This window comes from Candidatus Eisenbacteria bacterium (assembly GCA_030017955.1).
Classification (GTDB): Bacteria; Eisenbacteria; RBG-16-71-46; order JASEGR01; family JASEGR01; genus JASEGR01.
In genome coordinates this window covers 8786-30551 of record JASEGR010000009.1, presented here as the reverse complement: position 1 = coordinate 30551, position 21766 = coordinate 8786, and the positions used below count along the sequence as shown (strand labels likewise).

18 protein-coding genes are annotated in these 21766 nt (G+C 50.3%); 9 read left to right on the top strand and 9 right to left on the bottom strand.

Features of this window, described 5'->3' with window-relative positions; genetic code table 11:
- Positions 1–40 precede the first annotated feature (40 nt).
- Positions 41–2167, top strand: a complete 2127-nt coding sequence (locus QME66_02380; GenBank protein MDI6807814.1) for a pitrilysin family protein — start codon at positions 41–43, stop codon at positions 2165–2167.
- An 83-nt stretch (positions 2168–2250) separates the two neighbouring features.
- Here the strand turns inward: QME66_02380 and QME66_02375 are convergent, their stop codons facing one another.
- The 9 genes from QME66_02375 to dnaA all read right to left on the bottom strand — a co-directional run bounded on the left by QME66_02375 (position 2251) and on the right by dnaA (position 12916).
- Complete coding sequence (locus QME66_02375) at positions 2251–3183, bottom strand: WD40 repeat domain-containing protein (GenBank protein ID MDI6807813.1); 933 nt, start codon at positions 3181–3183, stop codon at positions 2251–2253.
- Positions 3184–3275: 92 nt separating this feature from the next.
- Entirely contained in the window at positions 3276–5702 is a 2427-nt protein-coding gene (gyrA, locus tag QME66_02370) for a DNA gyrase subunit A (protein ID MDI6807812.1), read from the bottom strand.
- A 116-nt stretch (positions 5703–5818) separates the two neighbouring features.
- On the bottom strand, positions 5819–6745 hold the full coding sequence (locus QME66_02365) for a site-specific DNA-methyltransferase (protein ID MDI6807811.1): 927 nt from the start codon (positions 6743–6745) through the stop codon (positions 5819–5821).
- A gap of 16 nt (positions 6746–6761) precedes the next feature.
- Complete coding sequence (locus tag QME66_02360) at positions 6762–7433, bottom strand: hypothetical protein (protein ID MDI6807810.1); 672 nt, start codon at positions 7431–7433, stop codon at positions 6762–6764.
- A 9-nt stretch (positions 7434–7442) separates the two neighbouring features.
- Positions 7443–7634, bottom strand: a complete 192-nt coding sequence (locus QME66_02355; GenBank protein MDI6807809.1) for a hypothetical protein — start codon at positions 7632–7634, stop codon at positions 7443–7445.
- A gap of 202 nt (positions 7635–7836) precedes the next feature.
- Positions 7837–9750, bottom strand: coding sequence for a DNA topoisomerase (ATP-hydrolyzing) subunit B (gene gyrB / locus QME66_02350; protein ID MDI6807808.1), 1914 nt, complete (start codon positions 9748–9750; stop codon positions 7837–7839).
- A 51-nt stretch (positions 9751–9801) separates the two neighbouring features.
- Entirely contained in the window at positions 9802–10083 is a 282-nt protein-coding gene (locus QME66_02345) for a DUF721 domain-containing protein (protein MDI6807807.1), read from the bottom strand.
- A 23-nt stretch (positions 10084–10106) separates the two neighbouring features.
- Positions 10107–11234, bottom strand: a complete 1128-nt coding sequence (gene dnaN / locus QME66_02340) for a DNA polymerase III subunit beta (GenBank protein ID MDI6807806.1) — start codon at positions 11232–11234, stop codon at positions 10107–10109.
- A 326-nt stretch (positions 11235–11560) separates the two neighbouring features.
- Positions 11561–12916, bottom strand: coding sequence for a chromosomal replication initiator protein DnaA (gene dnaA, locus QME66_02335; GenBank protein ID MDI6807805.1), 1356 nt, complete (start codon positions 12914–12916; stop codon positions 11561–11563).
- A gap of 395 nt (positions 12917–13311) precedes the next feature.
- On the opposite strand from dnaA, the gene lexA reads away from it, so the two are divergent.
- The 8 genes from lexA (at position 13312) to QME66_02295 (ending at position 21545) form a co-directional block, all read left to right on the top strand.
- Positions 13312–14001 carry a transcriptional repressor LexA gene (lexA, locus tag QME66_02330; protein MDI6807804.1) on the top strand — a complete coding sequence of 230 codons (690 nt, stop codon included), beginning with the start codon at positions 13312–13314 and terminating at the stop codon, positions 13999–14001.
- Positions 14002–14039: 38 nt separating this feature from the next.
- Positions 14040–15218 carry a DNA polymerase IV gene (gene dinB / locus QME66_02325; protein MDI6807803.1) on the top strand — a complete coding sequence of 393 codons (1179 nt, stop codon included), beginning with the start codon at positions 14040–14042 and terminating at the stop codon, positions 15216–15218.
- 224 nt (positions 15219–15442) lie between these two features.
- A complete protein-coding gene (locus tag QME66_02320) occupies positions 15443–16240 on the top strand; it encodes a DUF72 domain-containing protein (protein ID MDI6807802.1) in 798 nt (265 codons plus the stop codon).
- Positions 16237–16509 (top strand): GNAT family N-acetyltransferase, encoded by a 273-nt coding sequence (locus QME66_02315; GenBank protein MDI6807801.1) that lies wholly within the window; start codon positions 16237–16239, stop codon positions 16507–16509. Before QME66_02320 ends, QME66_02315 begins: the two co-directional genes overlap by 4 nt.
- A gap of 196 nt (positions 16510–16705) precedes the next feature.
- Positions 16706–17563: a site-specific DNA-methyltransferase gene (locus QME66_02310; GenBank protein MDI6807800.1), complete on the top strand. Its 858-nt coding sequence runs from the start codon at positions 16706–16708 to the stop codon at positions 17561–17563.
- Positions 17556–18293, top strand: coding sequence for a PmeII family type II restriction endonuclease (locus QME66_02305; protein ID MDI6807799.1), 738 nt, complete (start codon positions 17556–17558; stop codon positions 18291–18293). Before QME66_02310 ends, QME66_02305 begins: the two co-directional genes overlap by 8 nt.
- A gap of 162 nt (positions 18294–18455) precedes the next feature.
- A complete protein-coding gene (locus QME66_02300) occupies positions 18456–18899 on the top strand; it encodes a hypothetical protein (protein MDI6807798.1) in 444 nt (147 codons plus the stop codon).
- Between the two features lie 219 nt (positions 18900–19118).
- Positions 19119–21545 carry a DEAD/DEAH box helicase gene (locus QME66_02295; GenBank protein MDI6807797.1) on the top strand — a complete coding sequence of 809 codons (2427 nt, stop codon included), beginning with the start codon at positions 19119–19121 and terminating at the stop codon, positions 21543–21545.
- The last annotated feature ends 221 nt before the right edge of the window (positions 21546–21766 follow it).

The following is a 21766-nucleotide window of genomic DNA, read 5'->3' as shown; positions in this document are numbered from 1 at the left end:
GCGGGGGTCAGGCAGCACGTCGCTGGAGGGAGGAATGAATATGAGAAAGCTAGTTCTCGCGCTGTCTCTATGCTTTTTGGTTGTTTCAACGGCTCTTGCCCTTGCGGGGAATGCAAAACGCTGGGACAAACTGGTTTTTCCTCCCCAGAGAGAGCTCAATATTCCCGAGCCCCAGCGTTCTGAGCTTCCCAACGGATTTGTCCTCTACCTTCTGGAGGACCATGAGCTTCCCCTGATTTATGCGCATGCGATCATAAAAACCGGCGCAAGATGGGAGCCGGAAGACAAAGTGGGTCTTGCTTCGATTACCGGAACAGCCATGAGGACCGGGGGCACTGCCGCCAGGACCGGCGATGAGCTTGATGACGAGCTCGAAGCCCTGGGCGCATACGTGGAGACCGCAATCTACACCGAGCAAGGCGGCGCTTCCATGTCCGTGCTCAAGGAGGATGTGGACAAGGGGCTCTCAATACTTGCAGACGTCCTGCAGAGCCCGGCTTTCAGAGAGGACAAGATCGAGCTCGCGAAGATTGAGGAGAAGGATGCAATTGCAAGAAGGAATGACGATCCGAGCGCTGTCGCCGACAGGGAGTTTAACAAACTGATTTACGGAGAGCATAGCCCCTACGCCAGGACAACAGAATACGAGACAATTGACAGAATCAAAAGAGACGACCTTGTCGCTTTCCACAAGCGGTATTTTGTTCCGAACAACGTGATTCTTGGAATTGTCGGTGACTTTGACTCTGCAGAGATGAGAAAGAAAATAGAAACCTACTTCGGAAGCTGGAAACGTCAAGACTCAGAGCTGCCCCCTCTTCCGGAGGTTACTTATAAGTTCCGCAATCAAGTGTGTCTAATCGACAGGCCCGAAGTCAATCAGACAAACGTTAGACTCGGACATATCGGGGGCAAGATGAACGATCCGGACTACTTTGCCCTTCAGATTGCCGGAAGAATTTTTGGCATGGGCTGGACCTCCAGGCTCAACACCAACATCCGCTCCCAGGGAGGGCTTGCCTATGCCGTCTGGGGATACTGGGGGGCGAGTTATGACTACCCCGGGGTTTTTGAAATCGGGGGCGGGACAAAATCAGATCAGACCGTACACATGATAACGGCTCTCAAGACAGAACTTGAGAAGATGACGACATCCGAAGTCACGGACAAGGAGCTCAAGACTGCGAAGGACGGCATCCTCAATTCATTTGTGTTCAACTTCGACACCAAGGCAAAAATCCTGGAGCGTATCATCAACTATGAGTACTTCGGCTATCCCAAGGACTTCATCTTCAGGTACAAGGCAAATATTGAGAAAGTCACAAGACAGGATGTCCTGAGAGTTGCGAAACAGCATTTCCATCCCGGGGAGCTTGTGATCCTCGCAGTCGGAAATGAGACGGAATTCGCAAAAACGCTTTCTTCTCTGGGGCCGGTCGCCGAGATTGACATCACAATTCCGGAGGCGGAGGAGGAGCCGCTTCCGGAACCCACGCCCGAGACAATAGATAAGGCAAAGGATATTCTCAAACTGTGTTTGGCGGCAACGGGCGGGAAGAATGTAGGCGCCGTGAAGGACATCACCGAGACCTCAACCCTGACCGTGCAGACCCAGGCGGGGAGTCTTGAGGTGGACATAAAGACGGTGATCAAATTCCCCGACAGGATATTCCAGTCTGTGAAGACTCCAATGGGCGAAATGGTGAAGGCATACGATGGGAGAATCGGCTGGATGAAGAGCCCGAGGGGCACCGAAGAGCTCAATGCAGAGAAGCGTCTGGACCTGCTGTCAACCATCAAGACTTCCCACATATACATACTCCAGAACTTTGAAAAAGAAGCTATACTTCCGCAGTTTCTTGAAGAGGTGGAAGAAGGCGGCAAGACATATCAGATCATACTGATCAGGATTGGACTTGAAGATAAGCCCCTAAGAATCTATGTGGAAAAGCAGACGGGGATCATTTCCAGGACAGTGGAGAGCCAGGGCTTGATGGGACTGCCTGGAACTCTTACTTCCACGTACTCCGATTTCAGGGATGTCAAGGGAGTTAAGTTTCCATTCAGGACAATCATAGAAAAGGATGGCACAAAAGCCGGGGAGACCAACGTCAAAGAGGTCAAGTTTAACTCGGCCGTCCAGGATTCAGTCTTCGTTATCAAATAGCAGAGCTTAGATCTGCGATGCCAGCCCGAAGAGCCCGGGCTTTCGCAAACATCACGGAATCATGGAAACGGCGGCATCGGGCATCAGAACTGGGAGCGGGAATAGATTGAACCCCAGAGGCCGACTGTCTCGTCGGCGCTGCCCGAGGCGATGCACTGGCCTGCCGGATCGAAACAGACTGAAAAAACGCGTTTGGCATGCTGTCCGGGAGTGCTGATCAACGTTCCATCCGGCGTGCTCCACAGCGCGATAGTGTTGTCAGAGCTGCCCGAGGCGATGTATTTTCCGTCCGGGCTGAAACTGACAGAGTTGACTGCATCCGAATGACCTTCGAGTGTCCTGGCTAACCCGCCCTCCGGAACTTTCCAAAGCATAACCATATTATCCGAACCTCCAGAGGCGACATACATACCATCCGGACTGAAACTCACCGAATTCACACGCTTCGAGTGCCTCCCGAGAGTCGCCACCAGCTTACCCTCCGGCACCTTCCAGAGCATAACCGCATTGTCCGAACCTCCGGAGGCAACATATTTCCCGTCCGGACTGAAACTCACCGAATTCACACGCTTCGAGTGCCTCCCGAGAGTCGTCACCGACCCGCCATCCGGGACACTCCAGAGCATAATCGCATTGTCCGAACCTCCGGACGCAAGGTATTTCCCGTCCCGACTGAAAGCCACCGAGTTCACTGCACCCTGATGGCCCTCGAGAATCTTGACAAGAGTTGCCTCTGGTACCTTCCAGAGTTTGACGCCATAATCCAGCCCTCCCGAAGCAACATACATGCCGTCTGGGCTGTAACTCACGGCGTAGACGGCTCCCCCGTGTGCCCTGTCGGGGGTTACGGGCTTTCTCAGGGTTGTTCCCGATCGCGGACCCGGGCGATACCGAGTGGGATCAGCTGGATCGCTACCCGGAGGCGTTCCTTTTGGTTCATCCTGTGCCATCCCCGCGTTTGCCAGCAGGCAGAGCATCGCAGTGATCATCAGAGTCAAAACCAGGTTCTTCTTCATGCTATCATCCCCTTCCGAGCGAAAGGCCGCAACTTCCACTTCTCACTCGTTGGTATCGCTTCCTTTAGTACGAGGGGGAGGCCTTGAAGGGTTCACTCGCCAGCTATTACTCTTGCCACCCCCGCCACCTTGTCTCCTTCATCGAGAGTGATAAGCCGCACGCCCTGGGTGTTTCTTCCCATAACCGAAACTCCCTTAACCGGGAGTCTTATAATCTGGCCTCTAATTGTCATGATCATAAGCTCATCATCATCTACAACTTCGAGCAGCGCAACTACGGGCCCATTTCTTGGAGTGTTTCTTACCGTAATAATCCCCTTCCCGCCCCGCCTCGTGACCCTGTAGTCATCGAGCGGGCTCCTCTTGCCGTACCCATTCTGAGTTACGACGAGAAGTGTCCCATCCCTCCTCACGCTGACCATCCCGACAACTTCGTCCTGACCTTCAAGGGTCGCACCCCTTACTCCCCGGGCACTCCGCCCCATCGGCCGGACGTCTCTTTCATTGAACCTCACCGCTTTCCCCTGCTTCTTTGCCAGGACAACGTCTTGATTTCCGTCGGTGAGTTGGGCATCTATGAGCTCGTCTCCCTCGTCAAGATGGATTGCATTTATCCCGGCCCTTCTCGGATTTCCATAAGCTGAGAGGTTTGTCTTCTTGATAGTTCCTCTCCTCGTTGCCATGATGAGATAGTGCTGCTCATCAAACTCCTTCACGGGAACAACAGCCGTGGTTCTCTCGTCCTTGTCCACCTCAATCAGGTTCACTATCGGCTTACCCTTTGCCACACGGCCCGCCTGGGGAATCTCGTGAACCTTGAGCCAGTGGCATCTTCCCTTTGTTGTGAAAAAGAGCAGATAGCTGTGGGTCGACGTTATGAAAAGGTGTTCGATGAAATCTTCTTCCTTCATCGATGCGCCGGTTACACCCTTACCTCCCCTGTGCTGCTTTCTATATGTCGTAACCGGAAGCCTCTTTATGTAACCCGCGCGCGATATCGTTACAACCATGTCCTCTTCTGCAATCAGGTCTTCCACTTCAAACTCTACCCCTTCGGAAACAATCTCCGTGCGTCTCTCATCACCATACTTCTTCTTCAGCTCGAGAGCTTCTATTCTTACGATCTCCCGGATCTTCCTGGCACTCTCAAGAATCCCTTTGAGCCTGGCAATGAGTTTGATGAGTTCGAGGTACTCCTCCTCGATTTTCTTTCTCTCGAGGCCGGTGAGTCTTGCAAGTCTCATATCGAGAATTGCCTGCGCCTGGATGTCGCTCAACTTGAATTTGGCCATGAGCTCGGCTTTTGCAGTCTCTGTATCTTTTGCCTTCTTAATAAGGGCTATTATCGCGTCTATGTGATTCAGGGCGATTCTCAAACCCTCAAGGATGTGCGCTCTCTTCTCTGCCTCATCAAGGTCAAACTTTGTCCTTCTCTCAATCACTTCCTTGCGGTGTTCTATGTACTGCTCGATTGCCTCCTTGAGGGTAAGTATCCTCGGCCGCTCTTTGACGATAGCGAGCATTGAAGCCCCAAAGGTCGTCTCGAGCTGTGTGTGATGGAAAAGCTGGTTGAGCACAACCCTTGCCTGGGCATCTTTCTTCAAATCAACTACGATGCGCATGCCTTCCCTGTCTGACTCATCCCTGAGGTCGCTTACACCATCAATTTTCCCTTCTTTTACAAGGTCCGCGATTTTTTCCAGAAGCGAAGATTTGTTGACCTGGAAGGGAATTTCTTCGACTATGATGCTCTCCTTCCCGCTTTCCTGGGTCTCGATGGAGGCCTTTGCCCTCACTTTCATGAGCCCTTTTCCAGTGAGATAACAATCTCTGATTCCTGCCCTTCCGTAGATCACGCCGCCGGTTGGAAAATCGGGTCCCTTGACTACCTTGAGGAGCTCTTCCGGCGCGACATCCGCGTCATCCACGACCTTCACCACCGCATCGACTATTTCTCCAAGGTTGTGTGGAGGAATGTTCGTTGCCATTCCAACTGCAATACCCGAACAGCCGTTTACGAGCAGGTTTGGAAGAAGTGCCGGGAGGACAATTGGTTCTTCTCTCGACTCATCGTAGTTCGGCCTGAAATTGACTGTGTTTTTCTCAATGTCACTCAGCATCTCCTCTGCGGGAGCGCTGAGCCTTGCCTCTGTATATCTCTCGGCCGCGGGTGAATCGCCGTCGATCGAGCCGAAGTTTCCCTGGCCGTCGATAAGGGGATACCGGACCGAAAAATCCTGCGCCATTCTAACCATCGCTTCATACACTGCAACGGTTCCGTGAGGATGGTAGTTACCGGTCACGTCACCGGTTATTTTTGCCGATTTCCGGTGGGGCTTGTCATGATGGACGCCGAGATCCCTCATAGCGACAAGAATTCTTCGTTGCACGGGCTTCAAGCCATCCCTTGCGTCCGGAAGGGCCCTGGATACGATTACGCTCATCGAGTAATCGATGTAAGAGCTCTTCATCTCATCTTCGATGTAGCGCGGCAGTACTCTTTCTCTTCCCAGTGCCATCAGATACTCCCGTTTAAGATTGCTGAAGTCGACGGGGTTCGACTTGCAACTCGCCACTCCCGTCTATCTCAACATACAATCCAAATTCCCACGCCCACGGTTCGTAGCCGAGAGGCTTACATTGGAGACAACCTAGCCATCCCGGCAAGAAATCGCCCTAGTCGCTGCTCTGCCAGGTGGCAGTACTTTTTCTCAATGTCATAAGCCACATATTCCCTGTTGGTCTTCAGTGCTGCAATACAGGTCGTCCCGCTGCCCGCAAGAGGATCAAGAACAACGTCGCCCTCAAAAGTGTACATTTGGATTAAGCGATACGGTAGTTCCAACGGAAATGGCGCAGGGTGACCAACTTTAGTCGCACGCTCGGCGGGAAATTTCCAGACGCTCTTGGTAAATTCCAGAAATTCCGTCTTTGAAATGGTACTTTTTCTTTTTTGTGGGTTTAGCCTTGAGAAGGTATCTTTGCAAAAAACGAGAATATACTCATGAACATCTCGTAGCACAGGATTATTTGCTTTCAAATAGCTGCCCCAGGCAGTGGAAGGACTCGCGCTGCTACCCTTGTCCCACAGTATTTCTCCTCGCATCAGGAAACCAATATTGTGCATATCTTCAATAACATAACTGTGGAGCGGCAGATAGGGTTTTCTTCCCAAGTTCGCTACATTTATGCATGCCCTGCCACCAGGTACCAGCACTCTATATGTCTCCCTGAACACTCGCCTCAGGAACTCCCGATATTCGTCTAAAGACAAATTCTCATCGTATTCTTTTCCGACATTGTACGGCGGCGATGTGACCATCATATGAACGCTGTTGTCTGGGAGTTCGGTCATTCCCTCGCTACTCTTGCAAAAGATTCTGTTTTTGTATTGCGGTTCAATCACGTTCTCAACATATTCCATGTTTGTCCCGTTGCTCAATCCTTTGTAAAGTCTGCTGTTGTAGAACCTTGAAGAATCATGGTTAATACGCCCAGGCGTACCAAAGGCGCTGGTCTGCGTTCCGCTCCTTCTTCTCACCGAGGAATCCTGTCGTTCCATAGGTATTGCCCCCCCTTCATCGTCCCAAAAGCCCCAAGAATTTCTGCGCCTTCCCTTCAAAAGTCGATTCCCTGTTAGCCAGTTCAATGACTTCTCCTAGTCTCTTCTTAGTCATCATACTGGAAAAGAATTCTCTGTCTTCTTTCAATAGTTTCAGCGTATTCGATTCCAGTTCTTCGTAGTTATCAAATCTGCGGAATCCGTAATTTGGTGTGTTCTTTATGTTTTCGCCAGCTTTGTCAAGGGGCTTGGGATTCACAGACCAAAAGCCTTGGATAATCCCGTTCTTTTTCAAATGATCAACCTTCTCGTAGTAGGTGTCTGTAATGGGAGTATTACCTATGATGACGATTGGAATCTTGGAAGCAGAGGCGCTGGACACGCGGATATTGATGATCTTGCCAATGGCCTTCAGCATTGTGTCCGATCTCAGAAGTCCGGGATTTCCTTGGTGAGTTTTGTAATCACCAAGACAGTCTAGACTCTTCCTTGTGGGGGAAAACTCCCAATTCCAAACTATTGACATCTTGACTTCTGTTATCAACAAAATGTTCTCCGGTTCTTGCAAAATTTTGCTGTCTCTGCAAATTGCCACATCTGCTGGGGATTGTTTCGTCAGCCCAATTTCTTCGCAGACTATTCCCCGTACGCAATATCCTCCAGCTTTCTTTGAAACTGGAGCGAGCAAATCACAAACTCACTTCTCCGTGTAGTCGCCAATCAGCGCGTTTCGGCTCTGGAGAGTATTCTTTTCTCCACCGTATTTCTTTGGCCAATAGGCCACAAATCGGCCTTCTTCGGTAACGTAGAAGAGCTGTTCCGGAGCCACATTTCGCAGCGACTTTGTGAAGAAATCGCTTTCATGGCTCTTGTTCCAGAGCTCCGACATGTTGCTCCTCGCACTTGCGAATCCCGGCCTGCAAGTACACGATCTCAATATGGCGCGAAGGGCTTCAAACACTAGAGCGTAACTACCGCAAGATACGCCTTCGCGGTGGCCGGTTCGCATTCTTCTTGAGCGGCCACCATCACTTGGTCCGAGCCTTCGTTTAGACTGATCTTGTGTTTAATCTCTCGCGACCGTGTCTTCCTCAAATGTCCAGATTCTTCACGGAAAGCGCATTATCCTCAATGAATTTCCTTCGGGGTTCCACCTGATCGCCCATCAGGATCGTGAATATCTGTTCGGCCTCTACGGCATCCTCCAGAGTTACTCTGATCATTGTCCTTGTTTCGGGGTCCATGGTGGTGCTCCAGAGCTGCTCGGGATTCATTTCACCCAGCCCCTTGTATCTCTGGAGAGTAACGCCCTTTCTGCCGAGCTTCTCCATTGCGCTGTCTCTCTGCTTATCATCGTATGCGTACTCTTCTGTCTTCCCCTTCTTCAACCTGTAAAGCGGCGGCTGGGCGATATAGACATATCCCCTTTCAATCAGTGCTTTCATCTGTCTAAAGAAGAACGTAAGAAGAAGCGTTCTGATGTGGGCGCCGTCAACATCGGCATCGGTCATGATGATTATCTTGTGGTATCTTGCCTTGTCGGGGTCAAACTCAACTCCAATTCCCGCTCCGATAGCCGTGACGATGGTAATTATTTCTTCATTCGAGAGCATCTTGTCTTCTCTGGCCTTCTCGACATTCAGAATCTTCCCCTTGAGGGGAAGGATTGCCTGAAATCTTCTGTCCCGTCCCATCTTTGCAGAACCGCCCGCCGAATCTCCCTCAACAACGTAGAGTTCACAAAGAGCAGGATCTCTGAGCGAACAGTCAGCCAGTTTTCCGGGCAGAGAACCGGATTCAAGGACACTCTTCCTTCTCACGAGCTCCCTTGCTTTTCTTGCTGCTTCCCTGGCCCGGGATGCAGAGATACATTTGTCAATGATCTTTCTTGCCAGCGGAGGGGTTTCATCAAAGAACTCCTGGAGTCCATCGCCTACGATTGATTGGACTATCCCTTTCACTTCACTATTTCCAAGCTTTGTCTTTGTCTGCCCTTCGAATTGCGGATTCACCAGCTTCACGCTCACGACGCCCGTCAGCCCCTCCCTCACATCGTCGCCGGTCAGAGTCGCATCCGAGTTCTTGATAAGACCTTCCTTCTGGGCATAGGTGTTGATGGATCTCGTGAGCGCCGCCCTGAAACCCTCCATGTGTGTTCCGCCCTCTGTTGTGCTTATGTTGTTCACGTATGAAAAGATATTCTCGAGATAGCCGTCGTTGTACTGAAGCGCAATCTCCACCGACACCTTGTCCCTTTCGCGGAAGAAGTAGATCGGCTTAGGATGGAGAATATTCTTGTTTTCGTTCAGAAACTTGACGAAAGAGACGATTCCGCCGTCGTACTTGAAGCTGTGGCTTCGCTGTGTCTGTTCATCCAGGATCTCTATCTTCACGCCCTTATTGAGAAAAGCAAGCTCCCTCAAGCGTTGTGAAAGGGTGTCGAAGGAAAAATCGAGCGATTCAAATATCTGTCTGTCCGGAAGGAACGCGACTTTGGTGCCCGTTCCTTTTCTCTTCCCGATTTCCTTTAGAGGAGTCACGGTGACTCCCCTCTCGTAGCGCTGGTGATAGACTTTGCCGTCCCGTATCACCTCAACCTCAAGCCACTCTGACAGGGCGTTCACGACGGAAACGCCGACTCCGTGAAGTCCTCCTGAGACCTTGTAGGACTCACTGTCGAACTTCCCGCCGGAATGGAGCATTGTCATCACCACTTCCACGGCGGACTTCTTCTGAGTCGGATGCATGTCAACAGGTATGCCCCTCCCGTTGTCAACAACCGTTACCCTGCTGTCCGTGTGGACCGTCACGGCGATCTGGTCGCAGAACCCGGCAAGGACTTCGTCAATAGAGTTATCAACCACTTCAAACACAAGATGGTGAAGTCCGCGAGAGCCCGTGCTTCCCACGTACATGCTTGGTCTCTTTCTTACGCCCTCGAGCCCCTTCAAGACCTGAATCTTCTTTGCGTCGTATTTGCTTTTCACGTCTTCTTCGCCGTCCATCACTTCGACTTCTCCATCAGAATTAGAGGTCAAGGTTCATCCCTCCGCATTCTATCCTCTCTTGAGTACGACTTCCTTGATGCTTTCCTCGCCCAGTGTGTCGTTCAGCTTCCTCAAGATGTCCTGTCTCAGGTAAGTAAGCTCTTTCATCCAAACGGAGCTGGTGACCTCAACTATAAGCTTTCCGTCGCGGAAAGAAACCGCTTTAGTCCTGCCGGCAACTCTCTCCCCCACTACCGTATTCCACAGAGAGACTGCTTTCCAGCCTTTGAGCTGGCTGTCCAGAGAGAAACTCCGAAGGACAGTCTCCAGGATTTTTCCTACTCTTTCCATCGGTCAGCCAAGATTGTAGGGTCTCAGACGGTGGAAGGTTCCGGGAGCCTCAGCGGCATGACAAGGCAAAGAAGATCCTCCCCCTCTTTGCCTTCCCCGGGCGTGAGAACTGCTGCGGTAACAGGTGTATTGAGACCGAAATTCACCTCCCTGCTTTCCATACTCCCAAGCATGTCAAGAAGGTACACGGCGTTATAGCCTATCTCCATCTCATCACCTGCGTAGCTCGCCGAGAGTTTCTCCTCCGCAGTCCCAATGTCTGTAGTGGAGGCACTCAGAGTCATAACGTCTTTCGCAAGCGCGAATTTTACCTGGTGAGTAACAGAATCAGAAAAAATTGCCACTTTCCTGATTGCGGCCATGAGCTCTTCTCTATCTACAACAAGGCGTTTCCCCGTCTCCTTTGGGATAACCTGCTCGTAGTTAGGAAATGGACCTTCCAGAACTCTCGAATAGACGATAGATTCACCCACGTCAAACTTCACATGGTTCTTGGCTATCGAAAAAGTGATGTCTTTAGACTCTTTCCCCATGAGTTTGGTGACGTAGGAAAGCGCCTTTGGAGGAATTACCGTTTCATTCTTCACCACATTCGGAAATTTACCGGTAAAACTTGATCTCGCAAGTCTGTGACCGTCTGTTGCTACAAGTCTTACCTCGGTTGGAAAGACTTGAAACAAAACCCCGCTCAGTACGGGTCTGGCCTGGTCAACCGCTGCAGCATAAGATGATTTTCTTACCGCTCTTTCAAGAGAGAGTGCAGGGAATACCACCTTTGTTTCAAACTTGGCGGTGGGCAGTTTGGGAAAATCCGCGGGGGGCATGCCCGGGAAAGACGCGGATCCCTTTTGCCAACTCAATTTAAGACTCGTTTCCCCCCCACTCAGGAGAATAACCTCCTCGGGCAATTCCTTCACGAGGTCGCAGACTTTTCTCGCAGATACGGAAATTTGACCCGGTTCTTCACCCATAAACTTCCCGGTCGACGTTGAGATCGTCGTATCAAGATCCGTTGCAGTGACCAGGAGTTTTCCGTTCTCTGACTCAATAAGGATGTTGTTGAGAACGGGGAGCGTACTTCTTGCCGGCACGATTCCTACGACTGTCTGAAGGATGCGGAAGAATTCACTTTTGAGGACTTTTAGCTTCATTTTTGGCCCCTACCTTTCGCTGGGAAAAACCACATTTAGTATAGGAAAAGAGTTCATAACATGCAATGTAAATTTCCACATTTTCTCCAGATACTAACAGAGTCTAAAACAAAAGATTCAAGTAAGAGATAATACTGTAGTAGTAGTTGGTACTATGAAAATCTGAATAACATTTTTTGAAACTCGATTTCTCTATGGAACACGGCACGGCTGGAACAATTGTTTTTGTTCAAAACACTGTTTGAAACAATCCCAGTTCTCTGATTTTGTGAGATGATTGAAAATTGTTGGGGAGTTTTCCACAGGTTATTAGGATTATGGAGAACTTAGTTGGAGGAGCTCAAAATTTCTTCGGTTAACTTGTCAACGGACTCCTTCATAGCTTTATCAGTCATAATCATGGATGTAATCTTTTCACAGGCGTAAAGGACCGTTGTGTGGTCCCTATTTCCGAATCTCTGTCCTATTTCAGCAAGGGAAAGTTCGGTTAGCTGGCGGGCAAGATACATTCCTACCTGCCGGGGAAAAGCTATCGAATTCGTCCGTTTCTTCCCCTTTAGGGATTCTTCCGAGATTCCGTAGTGTTTTGAAATAGTTTGCTGGATGATTGGGAGATCAACGGCTTTTATTTCCTCCCTCATGAAATCCCTGAGTACGTCCTGGACAACTTCGGGAACAAGGTGTTTTCCCGTAAGGTTTGCGAAGGCGACAAGCCGGACAAGGGAACCCTCCAGCTCCCGGATATTTGACTTGATGCTGCTGGCAACAAGAAGAGCTATGTCGTTTGAGAGACTGAACCCCATGAATTCGGCGTTCTTCTTGAGAATTGCCACCCTGGTCTCAAGATCGGGGGCCTGAATATCTGCTACAAGACCCCAACTGAAGCGGGAGATGAGTCTATCTTCAAGCATGTCCAGTTCTTTTGGGGGTCTGTCGCTCGTAAGCACTATCTGTCTGTGGGCATCGTAGAGAGAATTAAACGTATGAAAGAACTCCTCCTGTGTCGTTTCTTTCCCGACCAGGAACTGAATGTCGTCAATGAGAAGAAGGTCGGCAGCCCTGTATTTGTTCTTAAACTCCATGGTTCTTCCATGTTGAATGGAGTAAATGAGTTCCGTGGTGAACTTCTCCGAGGAAACGTAGAAAACCTTGCTGGCCGGCTGTCTCTCCATGACAACGTGGCCTATTGCCTGCATTAGATGCGTCTTCCCCAGCCCCGTTCCGCCGTAAATGAACAAGGGATTGTATGTATATGCCGGATTCTCTGCCACAGCCCTGCAAGCGGCGTGTGCCAGGTTGTTTGCGCCGCCAACGACAAAACTATCAAACGTGAACTTGGAATTGAGCTGGTTTCCGTTCTGTCCTGTGGGCTTTGCGTAAAGGGAACGGTCTTTCGCCGAAGAGGTTTCCTCGCTCGTGTCGGGGGCATCCTGCTGGATGCAGAAGTTCACCCTAAAATTAGCCCCCAGGTATCCTGACGCTGCTTCACAAATCAGATCTACGTAATGCTCTTCCATCCAATCGGCGATGAAGTTGTTCGAAACCTGAAGGAGTAATAGCTCAGAATTGGCTACCACGGGCTTTATGGGCCTAAACCAAGTCTCGAGACTCTGAGTGTTTACCTTCTGGGAGATCGCAGAAAGGATGTCGTTCCAGGTTTTCTCGGCATAAGATACTGACAAAGGGAGACCTCAAAATAAACAAGTTACCAACAATCTAGAACTTCACTAATCTCCAACGGGAGCCAGAAGTCTCAACTCTTTTTCGACAGAATTCTTGATTTGTGTACAAGGTGGTTGTTGATAACAAAGTGAGATCATAGCTCCTTGGAAATCAAGTAGATTGAGAGCACTTCTGAAAGGTGGCCCCAACAACTTATCCACAGGATACAAACAAAACATTCCGAAGACCCCATTAAAACTCGAAACGCCTTTCTGATTGTCAGAAAGGCACTTCTTTAGCAGATGGAATCTCTCCTGGAAGCAAAACGCGAGACCAAAAGCAGAGAGAGCTTACTCTTGATTGAGACAACGGAATTAAAACCCCGTCCAATGCCCCGTGTCAAGAAGAAAGCCCGATGAAGCAGGAAAAATTTGTTGACTGTTGCTCAAATGTGCACTATGATATCCGTAAGATGAAGAAAATCAAAATTGATGAGCTCACACCGCTCCAAAAGAGGATACTCGATCACACCACCTGGTCGATCAGAGAGAAAGGAATGCCCCCGACCATAAGAGAGCTGTGCGAGAAATTCGGGATCTCATCCACTAACGGCATAAGGTATCACCTGGGCAAGCTTCAAAAGTCGGGGTTTCTTAAGAGAGTGAAATCAAAATCAAGAGGAATTGAGCTTGTTGAAAAGGACGACGAAAAACAACCGAAGCCGGTTCGAATCCCGGTTCTTGGAAGAGTACAGGCCGGGGCGCCGGTTCTTGCTGAAGAAAACATTGAGGAGTACCTATCTCTTGATGAAGGCATTGTCAGGCATTCCAAGTGCTTTGCGCTGAGGGTAAAAGGGGACAGCATGAAGGGCGTCGGGATGTTCGACGGAGACATAATAGTCGTAAAGCAACAATCGACTGCCAATTCGGGCGAAATTGTTGTCGCGCTGCTCGATAATGAGGCCACCGTAAAGAGATTCTTTCAAAAGGGTAACAGAGTGATCCTGAAGCCCGAGAATCCCGCTCACAATCCGATCTCTGTGGGTAAAAGTTCCCCGACGTTCAGGATTCTCGGCAAAGTCACCGGGGTGATAAGGAAGCTATAGAGGAACCGATTCTGCTCGAACCCATCAAACACGTTCCCATGAGAACAATTCTGCATGTTGACATGGATGCATTCTTTGCGTCGGTTGAAGTTCTCTGCAAGCCGCATCTCAAGGGTAAGCCCGTAATCGTCTGCGGAAATCCGGAAAGAAGGAGCGTGGTTTCCGCAGCTTCTTACGAGGCCAGGAAGTATGGCATCAACGCCGGGATGCCTGCGGCTGTTGCAAAGAGACTTTGCCCAACGGGTGTTTTTGTGGAAGGGGATCCAGAGAAGTACATTTACTTCTCTATTAAACTTCTTGAGATCTACAAAAGGTTCACGCCCCTTGTTGAGCCGTTCAGCATTGATGAGGCGTTCCTTGAGCTTACCGGCGAAGGATTCGATGTTGCAAGAGCTAAGGGGTGTGCAAATGAAATAAAGTCCATAATATCCCACGAGCTCGGGCTTTCTTGCTCAATTGGCATAGGTCCGAACAAGTACATAGCCAAAATGGCATCATCCGTTGAAAAACCGAACGGCCTCAACGCCATCGGATTTGAACGGTTTGTTGAAGTCTTCGGGGATAAGCCCGTTGACTGCCTCTGGGGAGTTGGCGAAAAAACCAAGGAAAAGCTTGAAAAAATAGGGATTAGGAAAGTAGTAGATATTCTTAAGACTGAGCCAGATACTCTTAAGAGGATATTTGGAAAATACGGCGAGCTTCTTTCGCATTTTGTGAGGGGCGAAGACGAAACGCCTCTTGTACCATATTTTGATGGAATCGAGCCGAAATCAATGGGTCATGAGCACACCTTCAGCCAGGATGTTTCTGATAATGAGACAATAGAGGGTACGCTCCTCAGGCTTTCTGAACAGGTATCAAGAAGATTGAGAAAAGACGATTATGAGTCGAAGACGGTGAGAATAAAGATAAGATACTCAGACTTTACGACCTTTACCAGACAGCAAGTGCTTGATTCGAGCACCGATGATGCCCAAGTTATCTTCAGGGCAGCTCTAAGGCTGTATAATTTGAATGCCGGACAGAAAGCAGTAAGACTCCTCGGCGTATCTGCATGCAACCTAACAAGGAGAAATGAGCATGCACCGGGGCTTTTTTCAACAGAAGAAAAGAAGAAAGACCTGGTTCGCGCGGTTGACAGTCTCAGGGACCGATTTGGAGAAAACGTATTAGCACGGGGAATGTCTCTTCCTTCGTTTCTTTCGAGGGCAAGGTAAATGGTACTGTCCGGCAGGTCTGCTGGGCTCTGCCAGAATTGGCTCATCAACACGCGCTTGGCTGTGCTAGTGAGACCCCCTCACCAACCTCTCCCCCTTGGGGAAAGGAGCGGGGCGAGGGGAGCCTTTCCGCAGCCGCTCCCTTGTCCAAGAAGGGAGTCCGGAGATTTTCGGAAAGTCGGTTCAAGGACATCTCTCTCCTGGCTTCACCCCCTGGAGGCCTAGTGGCGGAGATTCTCGTCGGGACATCGGGATACAGTTTTGATGACTGGGTGGGAAATTTCTATCCGGCGGGCCAGAGGAAAGGTGACATGCTGTCCTTCTACGCCCGCATTTTCAATACGGTTGAGGTGAACTCGACTTACTACCGGATCCCACACCCTGCGGTTATCGAGCAGATGCAGAAGAAAACCCCGCCCGGCTTTGTGTTCATTCTCAAAGCAAATAAGGCGATGACTCACGAAAGCGCCCCGGCCCAAACGGTCTTTGCCGACTTCCTGGAGATTTGCAGGCCCCTTGTTCGAGAGGGGAAGTTCGGAGGAATTCTCGCTCAGTTTCCCTGGAGCTTCAAAAACACGGGGCAGAATCAGGAGTATCTGCTATCCCTGCGGGAAAAACTCCTCCCCCACCCTCTTTTTGTCGAGTTCAGAAATGCGGAATGGATCAAAGATGAAGTGTTTCATGTGCTTGAGAAAGGACGGATTGGCTACTGCTCGGTGGATGAGCCGGGCTTGAAAGGCCTTGTCCCGCCGATTGCAAGGAACACGACAGATATCGGTTACGTTCGGCTCCACGGCCGAAACGCGAAAAACTGGTGGGCAAGCGGTGGAGTCTCGGACAGGTACGATTATCTTTACAGCGAAGACGAGCTCAAAGGATGGCTCTCGAAAATCAGGGACCTTGCCCGGGCAACAGAAAAGACTTACGTCTTTTTCAATAACTGCCATGCGGGCCAAGCCGCCAAGAATGCCCAGCTCATGAAAACGCTGCTCAATTTAGACATGGAGAGCAGGCGCCAGTGAGAGACAAAAGATCCAAGCAGATAAGCATCGCCTGGACTCTTGAGCGCGGCGGCCTGACTGCCTGGCTCGAAGAGCTGTATGTTGTGCCGGAAAGAAGAGAGTGCGGGATTGGCTCGCTGATGCTTGGAGCAGTCCTTGAACGTGTGCGGGAGCACGGCTGTGCCGCAATAGACCTTGAAGTTGACATAACTCACGATCGCGCAACCCATTTGTACATGCGCGAAGGGTTTGAACAGCTCAATCGCAGCCGCTGGGCCAAGTTTCTTTGATGTCGGAACGGAACAAGAAGAGTGAGAGCAAGTCCTGAGGCAAGCGGCAAGTTTGTCCGGTCCAAGATTGCCTGGACAACGAGAGCACTTCACAGAGTGGGTGTGGGGAGGAGGGTTTATGGGAGACAAAGAAGGCTTGACGTCCGGACCGCGGAGTCTGCAGACTAGAATCGACTGGGGTCCAATATCTGACATTATGAGAACTGCTGAACACGAAATAAGGCAAGGTGACTGCCTCGAAGTCCTGAAGAACTATCCAAGGGACTTCTTTGACCTAATTGTGACCTCTCCCCCGTATGCCGACAGTCGGGAGAAGACCTACGGGGGGATCAAGCCACAGAGATACGTAGACTGGTTCCTGCCAAGGAGTAACGAGTTTCTCAGGGTACTCAAACCTACCGGTACATTCATGCTGAACATCAAGGAGAGAGTGGTTGGCGGAGAAAGGCACACTTATGTAATCGAGCTGATACTTGAGATGAGAAAGCAAGGATGGTTGTGGACTGAGGAATTTATCTGGCATAAGAAGAATTGCCATCCTGGCAAATGGCCGAACAGATTCCGCGACGCATGGGAAAGGTGTTTACAGTTCAACAAGTCAAAAGACTTCCATATGTATCAAGAAAATGTGATGGTGCCCATGGGCAAGTGGGCAGAAACAAGGTTAAGGCACCTTGGGAAAAACGATGTGAAGAGGTTCAACTCTCAAGTCGGGAGCGGCTTTGGAAAAAATATTGCGAACTGGATTGGCAGGGAATTGGCCTATCCATCTAACGTTCTCCATCTGGCCACCGAGACAGGAAATCGGAATCACAGTGCAGCCTTTCCACGCGCTCTGCCCGAATGGTTTATCAAGCTTTTCACCAAAGAAGGTGACTGGGTCCTAGATCCTTTCGTTGGGTGCGGAACGACCTGTGAGGTGGCTCAGCAACTCGGTAGAAATTCAGTCGGGATAGATGTTGAACCGGAGTACGTTAGACTGGCCAAGAAGAAACTTGGGGCGGCCCAAGCTGCCCCGTTTGCTAGGAAAGAAAGAAGCAGAAAGTATGGCTAAGATCGAAAAAGAAAGCATTGTCCGATTTGTCGGAAAGAACATCCAGAGTTTTCACAAGAGGAGATTGGATAGTCTCTTGGCCCTCCAACTTAATAAAATTCTCAAGAGGAAAAACCCCTATCTGTTGAAGGCCAAGGCCCTGAATACCGCCCACGATCTGGTGAAAACCTTGTTGGACGCTCACTTGTCGTCACAAGAAGAAGGAATCTTTGGAGATTTTCTTGAAAGTCTAGCGCTCTTCATTTGCGGTCAGGCCTTTGGGGGGAAGAAATCTTCCGCGGAAGGGATTGATCTGGAGTTTGACAGGGATGGGGTCAAACACATCGTTTCCATAAAGTCGGGCCCCAATTGGGGCAACAGTCGCCAAATTGCAAGGATGAAGGATGACTTCAAGAAAGCGAAAAAGATTTTGCGTACATCCATATCGAAAACGAAGATCGTTGCGATAAACGGCTGTTGTTGTGGAAAAGACGATAGTCCAGATAAGGGAGACTACCAGAAGTATTGCGGACAGAGATTTTGGGAGTTTGTTTCTGGGGACGAAGGTCTGTACACGAAGATCGTCGAACCGTTGGGCGACAGGGCAAAAGAGAGGAACGAGAAATTTTCAAAGGAATACGCGAAAGTCGTCAACAAATTCACAATTGAGTTCGCGCGCGAGTACTGTGCTAAGGACGGCTCAATAATGTGGAAGAAACTGGTCAAGTTCAATTCTGGCAAGAAATCATAGAATCATCTGACCACGACGCTCCTGCAGACGCGCCGCCCATTTCAAGACACACCGTTCAACTGCCAAGACCTGTATTCGGTCGCTCCGTTAGGATTTGGATGTGTGGCGCCGACGGGTATGTCTGACGTCTATACTTACCGTCAGACTTGCAAGGAGGGTACTGTGGACAGTGATGACAGAAAGGAAAGAGAGAAACTCTACGAGCAAACGCTAGATGAACTGATTTCGAAGCAAATCTCTAACTCAGAGACCCATGATCATTCAATATTATCTCTGTCCAGCGCGTTTCTCGGGTTGTCTGTAGCATTTATTTCAGACGTCGTGCCCATTGACGTTGCTTGTCACAAGTACTTGCTATTCTTGTCTTGGTTGGCTTTTTCGCTGGCAATAATAGTTACTATCGCCTCTTTTATTTACGGGCAAAGGGCGATTAAGAAGCTTATTGATGCGGCTCGGCGCTTCTACATAGAAGAAAACGAAGATTCCTACAGAGTCAGCATGATCCTATCGACTCGGATGGATCGGCTTAATCTGTCGTCAGGGGGTGCATTTGTTCTCGGAATACTGTTGACCATAGCTTTTGTCTCAGCCAATACATGGAGGTGATGTAGAAATGACTAAAGAGACGAAGACTGTCCCTGTCCCATTCAAGAAAGGGCAAGCACTGAACGCTTTTCGAAGACCCGTCCAGCCGAGACGGGACGCCGTCAACAATGACGGGAGTTCACAAGGTAACAGCAATCCTACGAACGCCGGTGGTGACAAAAAAGAATAAGCTCCATCATTAACGCTTTTCATGGGACCGGGCCGCAGGGGTGAATCTAATTGGCAACAAGCGTGAGAGCAACTGCCAAAGCACGAAGCGACTTTCTCCCATTTATTTTGGAGCTCGGCGGGAGAGACAAGCATAGTCCAAGAATCAGCCATGTCGAAATAATCCCGAAGCGAAATGCAGCGTACGGAGTTCCGTCTCCGGAGCTTCCGCGGGCGATTGCATCTTCACTTGAGAAACTGGGCATAGGGGAGCTTTACACTCATCAGGCCAAAGCCCTCGAGCTGGGAAGAGCTGGGAAAAACCTTGTAGTCGTCACCGGTACAGCTAGCGGGAAAACCCTTTGCTACAACCTTCCCGTTCTTGAGAAGATGCTGGAGCAGGATGAAGCGACAGCTCTCTATCTCTTTCCCACCAAAGCACTTGCCCAGGACCAGCTCAGAGCGCTTGCCCTCTTTGCGAGCCAGGAACCTTCGCTTGATGAGCTTGTGAGGGCCGGCACCTACGATGGTGACGCCTCTCAATATGCGCGGCGGACTCTCAGAAACGAGGGAAACATAATCCTGACGAACCCGGACATGCTTCATAGCGGTATCCTCCCCAACCACGCCAAGTGGTCAAGGTTCTTCTCAAACCTGTCATTCATTGTCGTTGATGAGATTCACACTTACCGGGGGATCTTCGGCTCGCATGTTGCCAACGTACTGAGGCGACTGAGGAGAGTCGTGGAACACTACGGCGGAAAGCCAACTTTCATACTCTCTTCTGCCACAATAAGAAACCCCGGCGAACTGGCCGGCAGGCTTATCGGTGAGGATGTTTCCCTTGTTGATGCGGACGGCTCACCCAGAGGAAAAAGGACCGTTGTGTTCTGGAATCCGCCGTTCATCGATAGGGCAAGGATGGAAAGGAGAAGCTCGAATGTCGAAGCAAAGGAGCTTCTCACTGAATTGATAGAAAGAGAGACACAGACGATCGTTTTCACAAAGGCCAGGGTCACTGCCGAGCTCATTTACAGATACGTGAAAGAAGAGCTGGAGCGGAGCCGGGGCAAAAAGAGGTCGCACGGGAAATCTCTTTCTTCCCTCATCAGCCCTTACCGGGCCGGCTATCTCCCGGAAGAAAGGCGCGAAATTGAACGAAAGCTCTTCAGCGGAGAGCTCCTCGGCGTGATAAGCACAAATGCGCTTGAGCTTGGGATTGATGTCGGTGGACTTGATGCAAGCATTCTTGTTGGCTTCCCGCCGACCATCGCCAGCACCTGGCAGCAGGTGGGCAGAGCTGGAAGGGGCGAAAATGAATCGCTCGCGGTCGTTGTCGCTTACAACGATCCGATTGATCAGTACCTCATGAGACACCCCGAGTATTTCTTCAAGCAATCTCCCGAAGCCGCCATCATCCAGCCCGACAATCCCTTCATACTTGCAAGCCATCTCGCATGCGCTGCCTTTGAGCTTCCTCTCAACCCGGACGATGAAAAGCTCTTCGGGCCTCTCGCGAAGCCAATCTGCAGACTCCTGGAAGAAGAAGGAAAACTCAAGGAGATCGATTCCCTCTATTACTGGAGCTCGGCGGAGATGCCCCGGGGGAAAGTGAACCTGAGAACAATTTCAAGCGACACATTCACGATTCTTGATTCAAAGAAAAACAATGAGGTCATCGGCACTGTTGATGCAATAAGCGCCCCAGAGGTCATCTATCCAGAAGGTGTGTACCTTCATGAAGGCGAAAGCTACTTCGTTCAGGAACTTGACCTGAGGGCAAAGGTCGCATTTGTTGAAAAGAGAGACCTCGACTACTACACGCAGCCCGTAATCGACTCTTCCATAAGAGTCACGAGTTGGAAAGAAAAGAAAAAGGAAGGAGAGACAGAAATCCTGGTCGGCGACTGCACGGTTGCGTGGAAGACAACCGCGTTCAAGAAGATAAAGTATGGGAGCCTCGATTCGATAGGCTACAAATCGCTGGATCTGCCGGAGCAGGTAATTGACACGACGTGCCTGGGCATCATCCTCCCGGGAGAGCTTCTGTCGGAGTTCAGGAATAGAGGCAAGAATCCATGGGAAGGTCTCGCTGGAATCAGGAATCTTCTTGTAACGGTGCTCCCGATTCTTGTTATGTCGGACAGGGCGGATATCGGCGGTGTTGTCGAGAGCTCAAACACCGGTGAGCCAACGATCTTCATTTACGACCGCTATCCCGGCGGGCTTGGATTCAGCGAGAAGGCCTACGCCGAGGTTGCCGGCATTCTGAAAACCTGTCTTTCGCTCGTCAAGGAATGCCCCTGCGCATCGGGGTGTCCTTCATGTGTTGGACTTCCGGTCCTGAGGCCTCCGACACAACAGGACCCGGATGTCTATGGCGGATTCACCATTCCGAGCAAAGAGATCGCTTTGGAACTCCTGGAGAGGGTTCTCGGGATCGAGGGTTCAAGGGTTCGTGGAGATTTCACTTGCTTCCCAGACGCGCTGAATCCTTAAACGCTTCTGCAAAAGTATGTTTGACGAAAAAACTAGACAGGAGCTAGTGTGCCGTCCCAGAAGTAACTTTACGAAATGCAGGGCCTTTCATGAGGTACACTGCCAGGGGGTATGAGGGGGTCGTGGCCGACCCCCTCAGGGGTGACAGCGTAGGGATGCGACGAGTAGGAGCATTCTGAAGCGTCAGAGGGGCGAGAAGCCCCTATGAAAGTGTCGTGTCC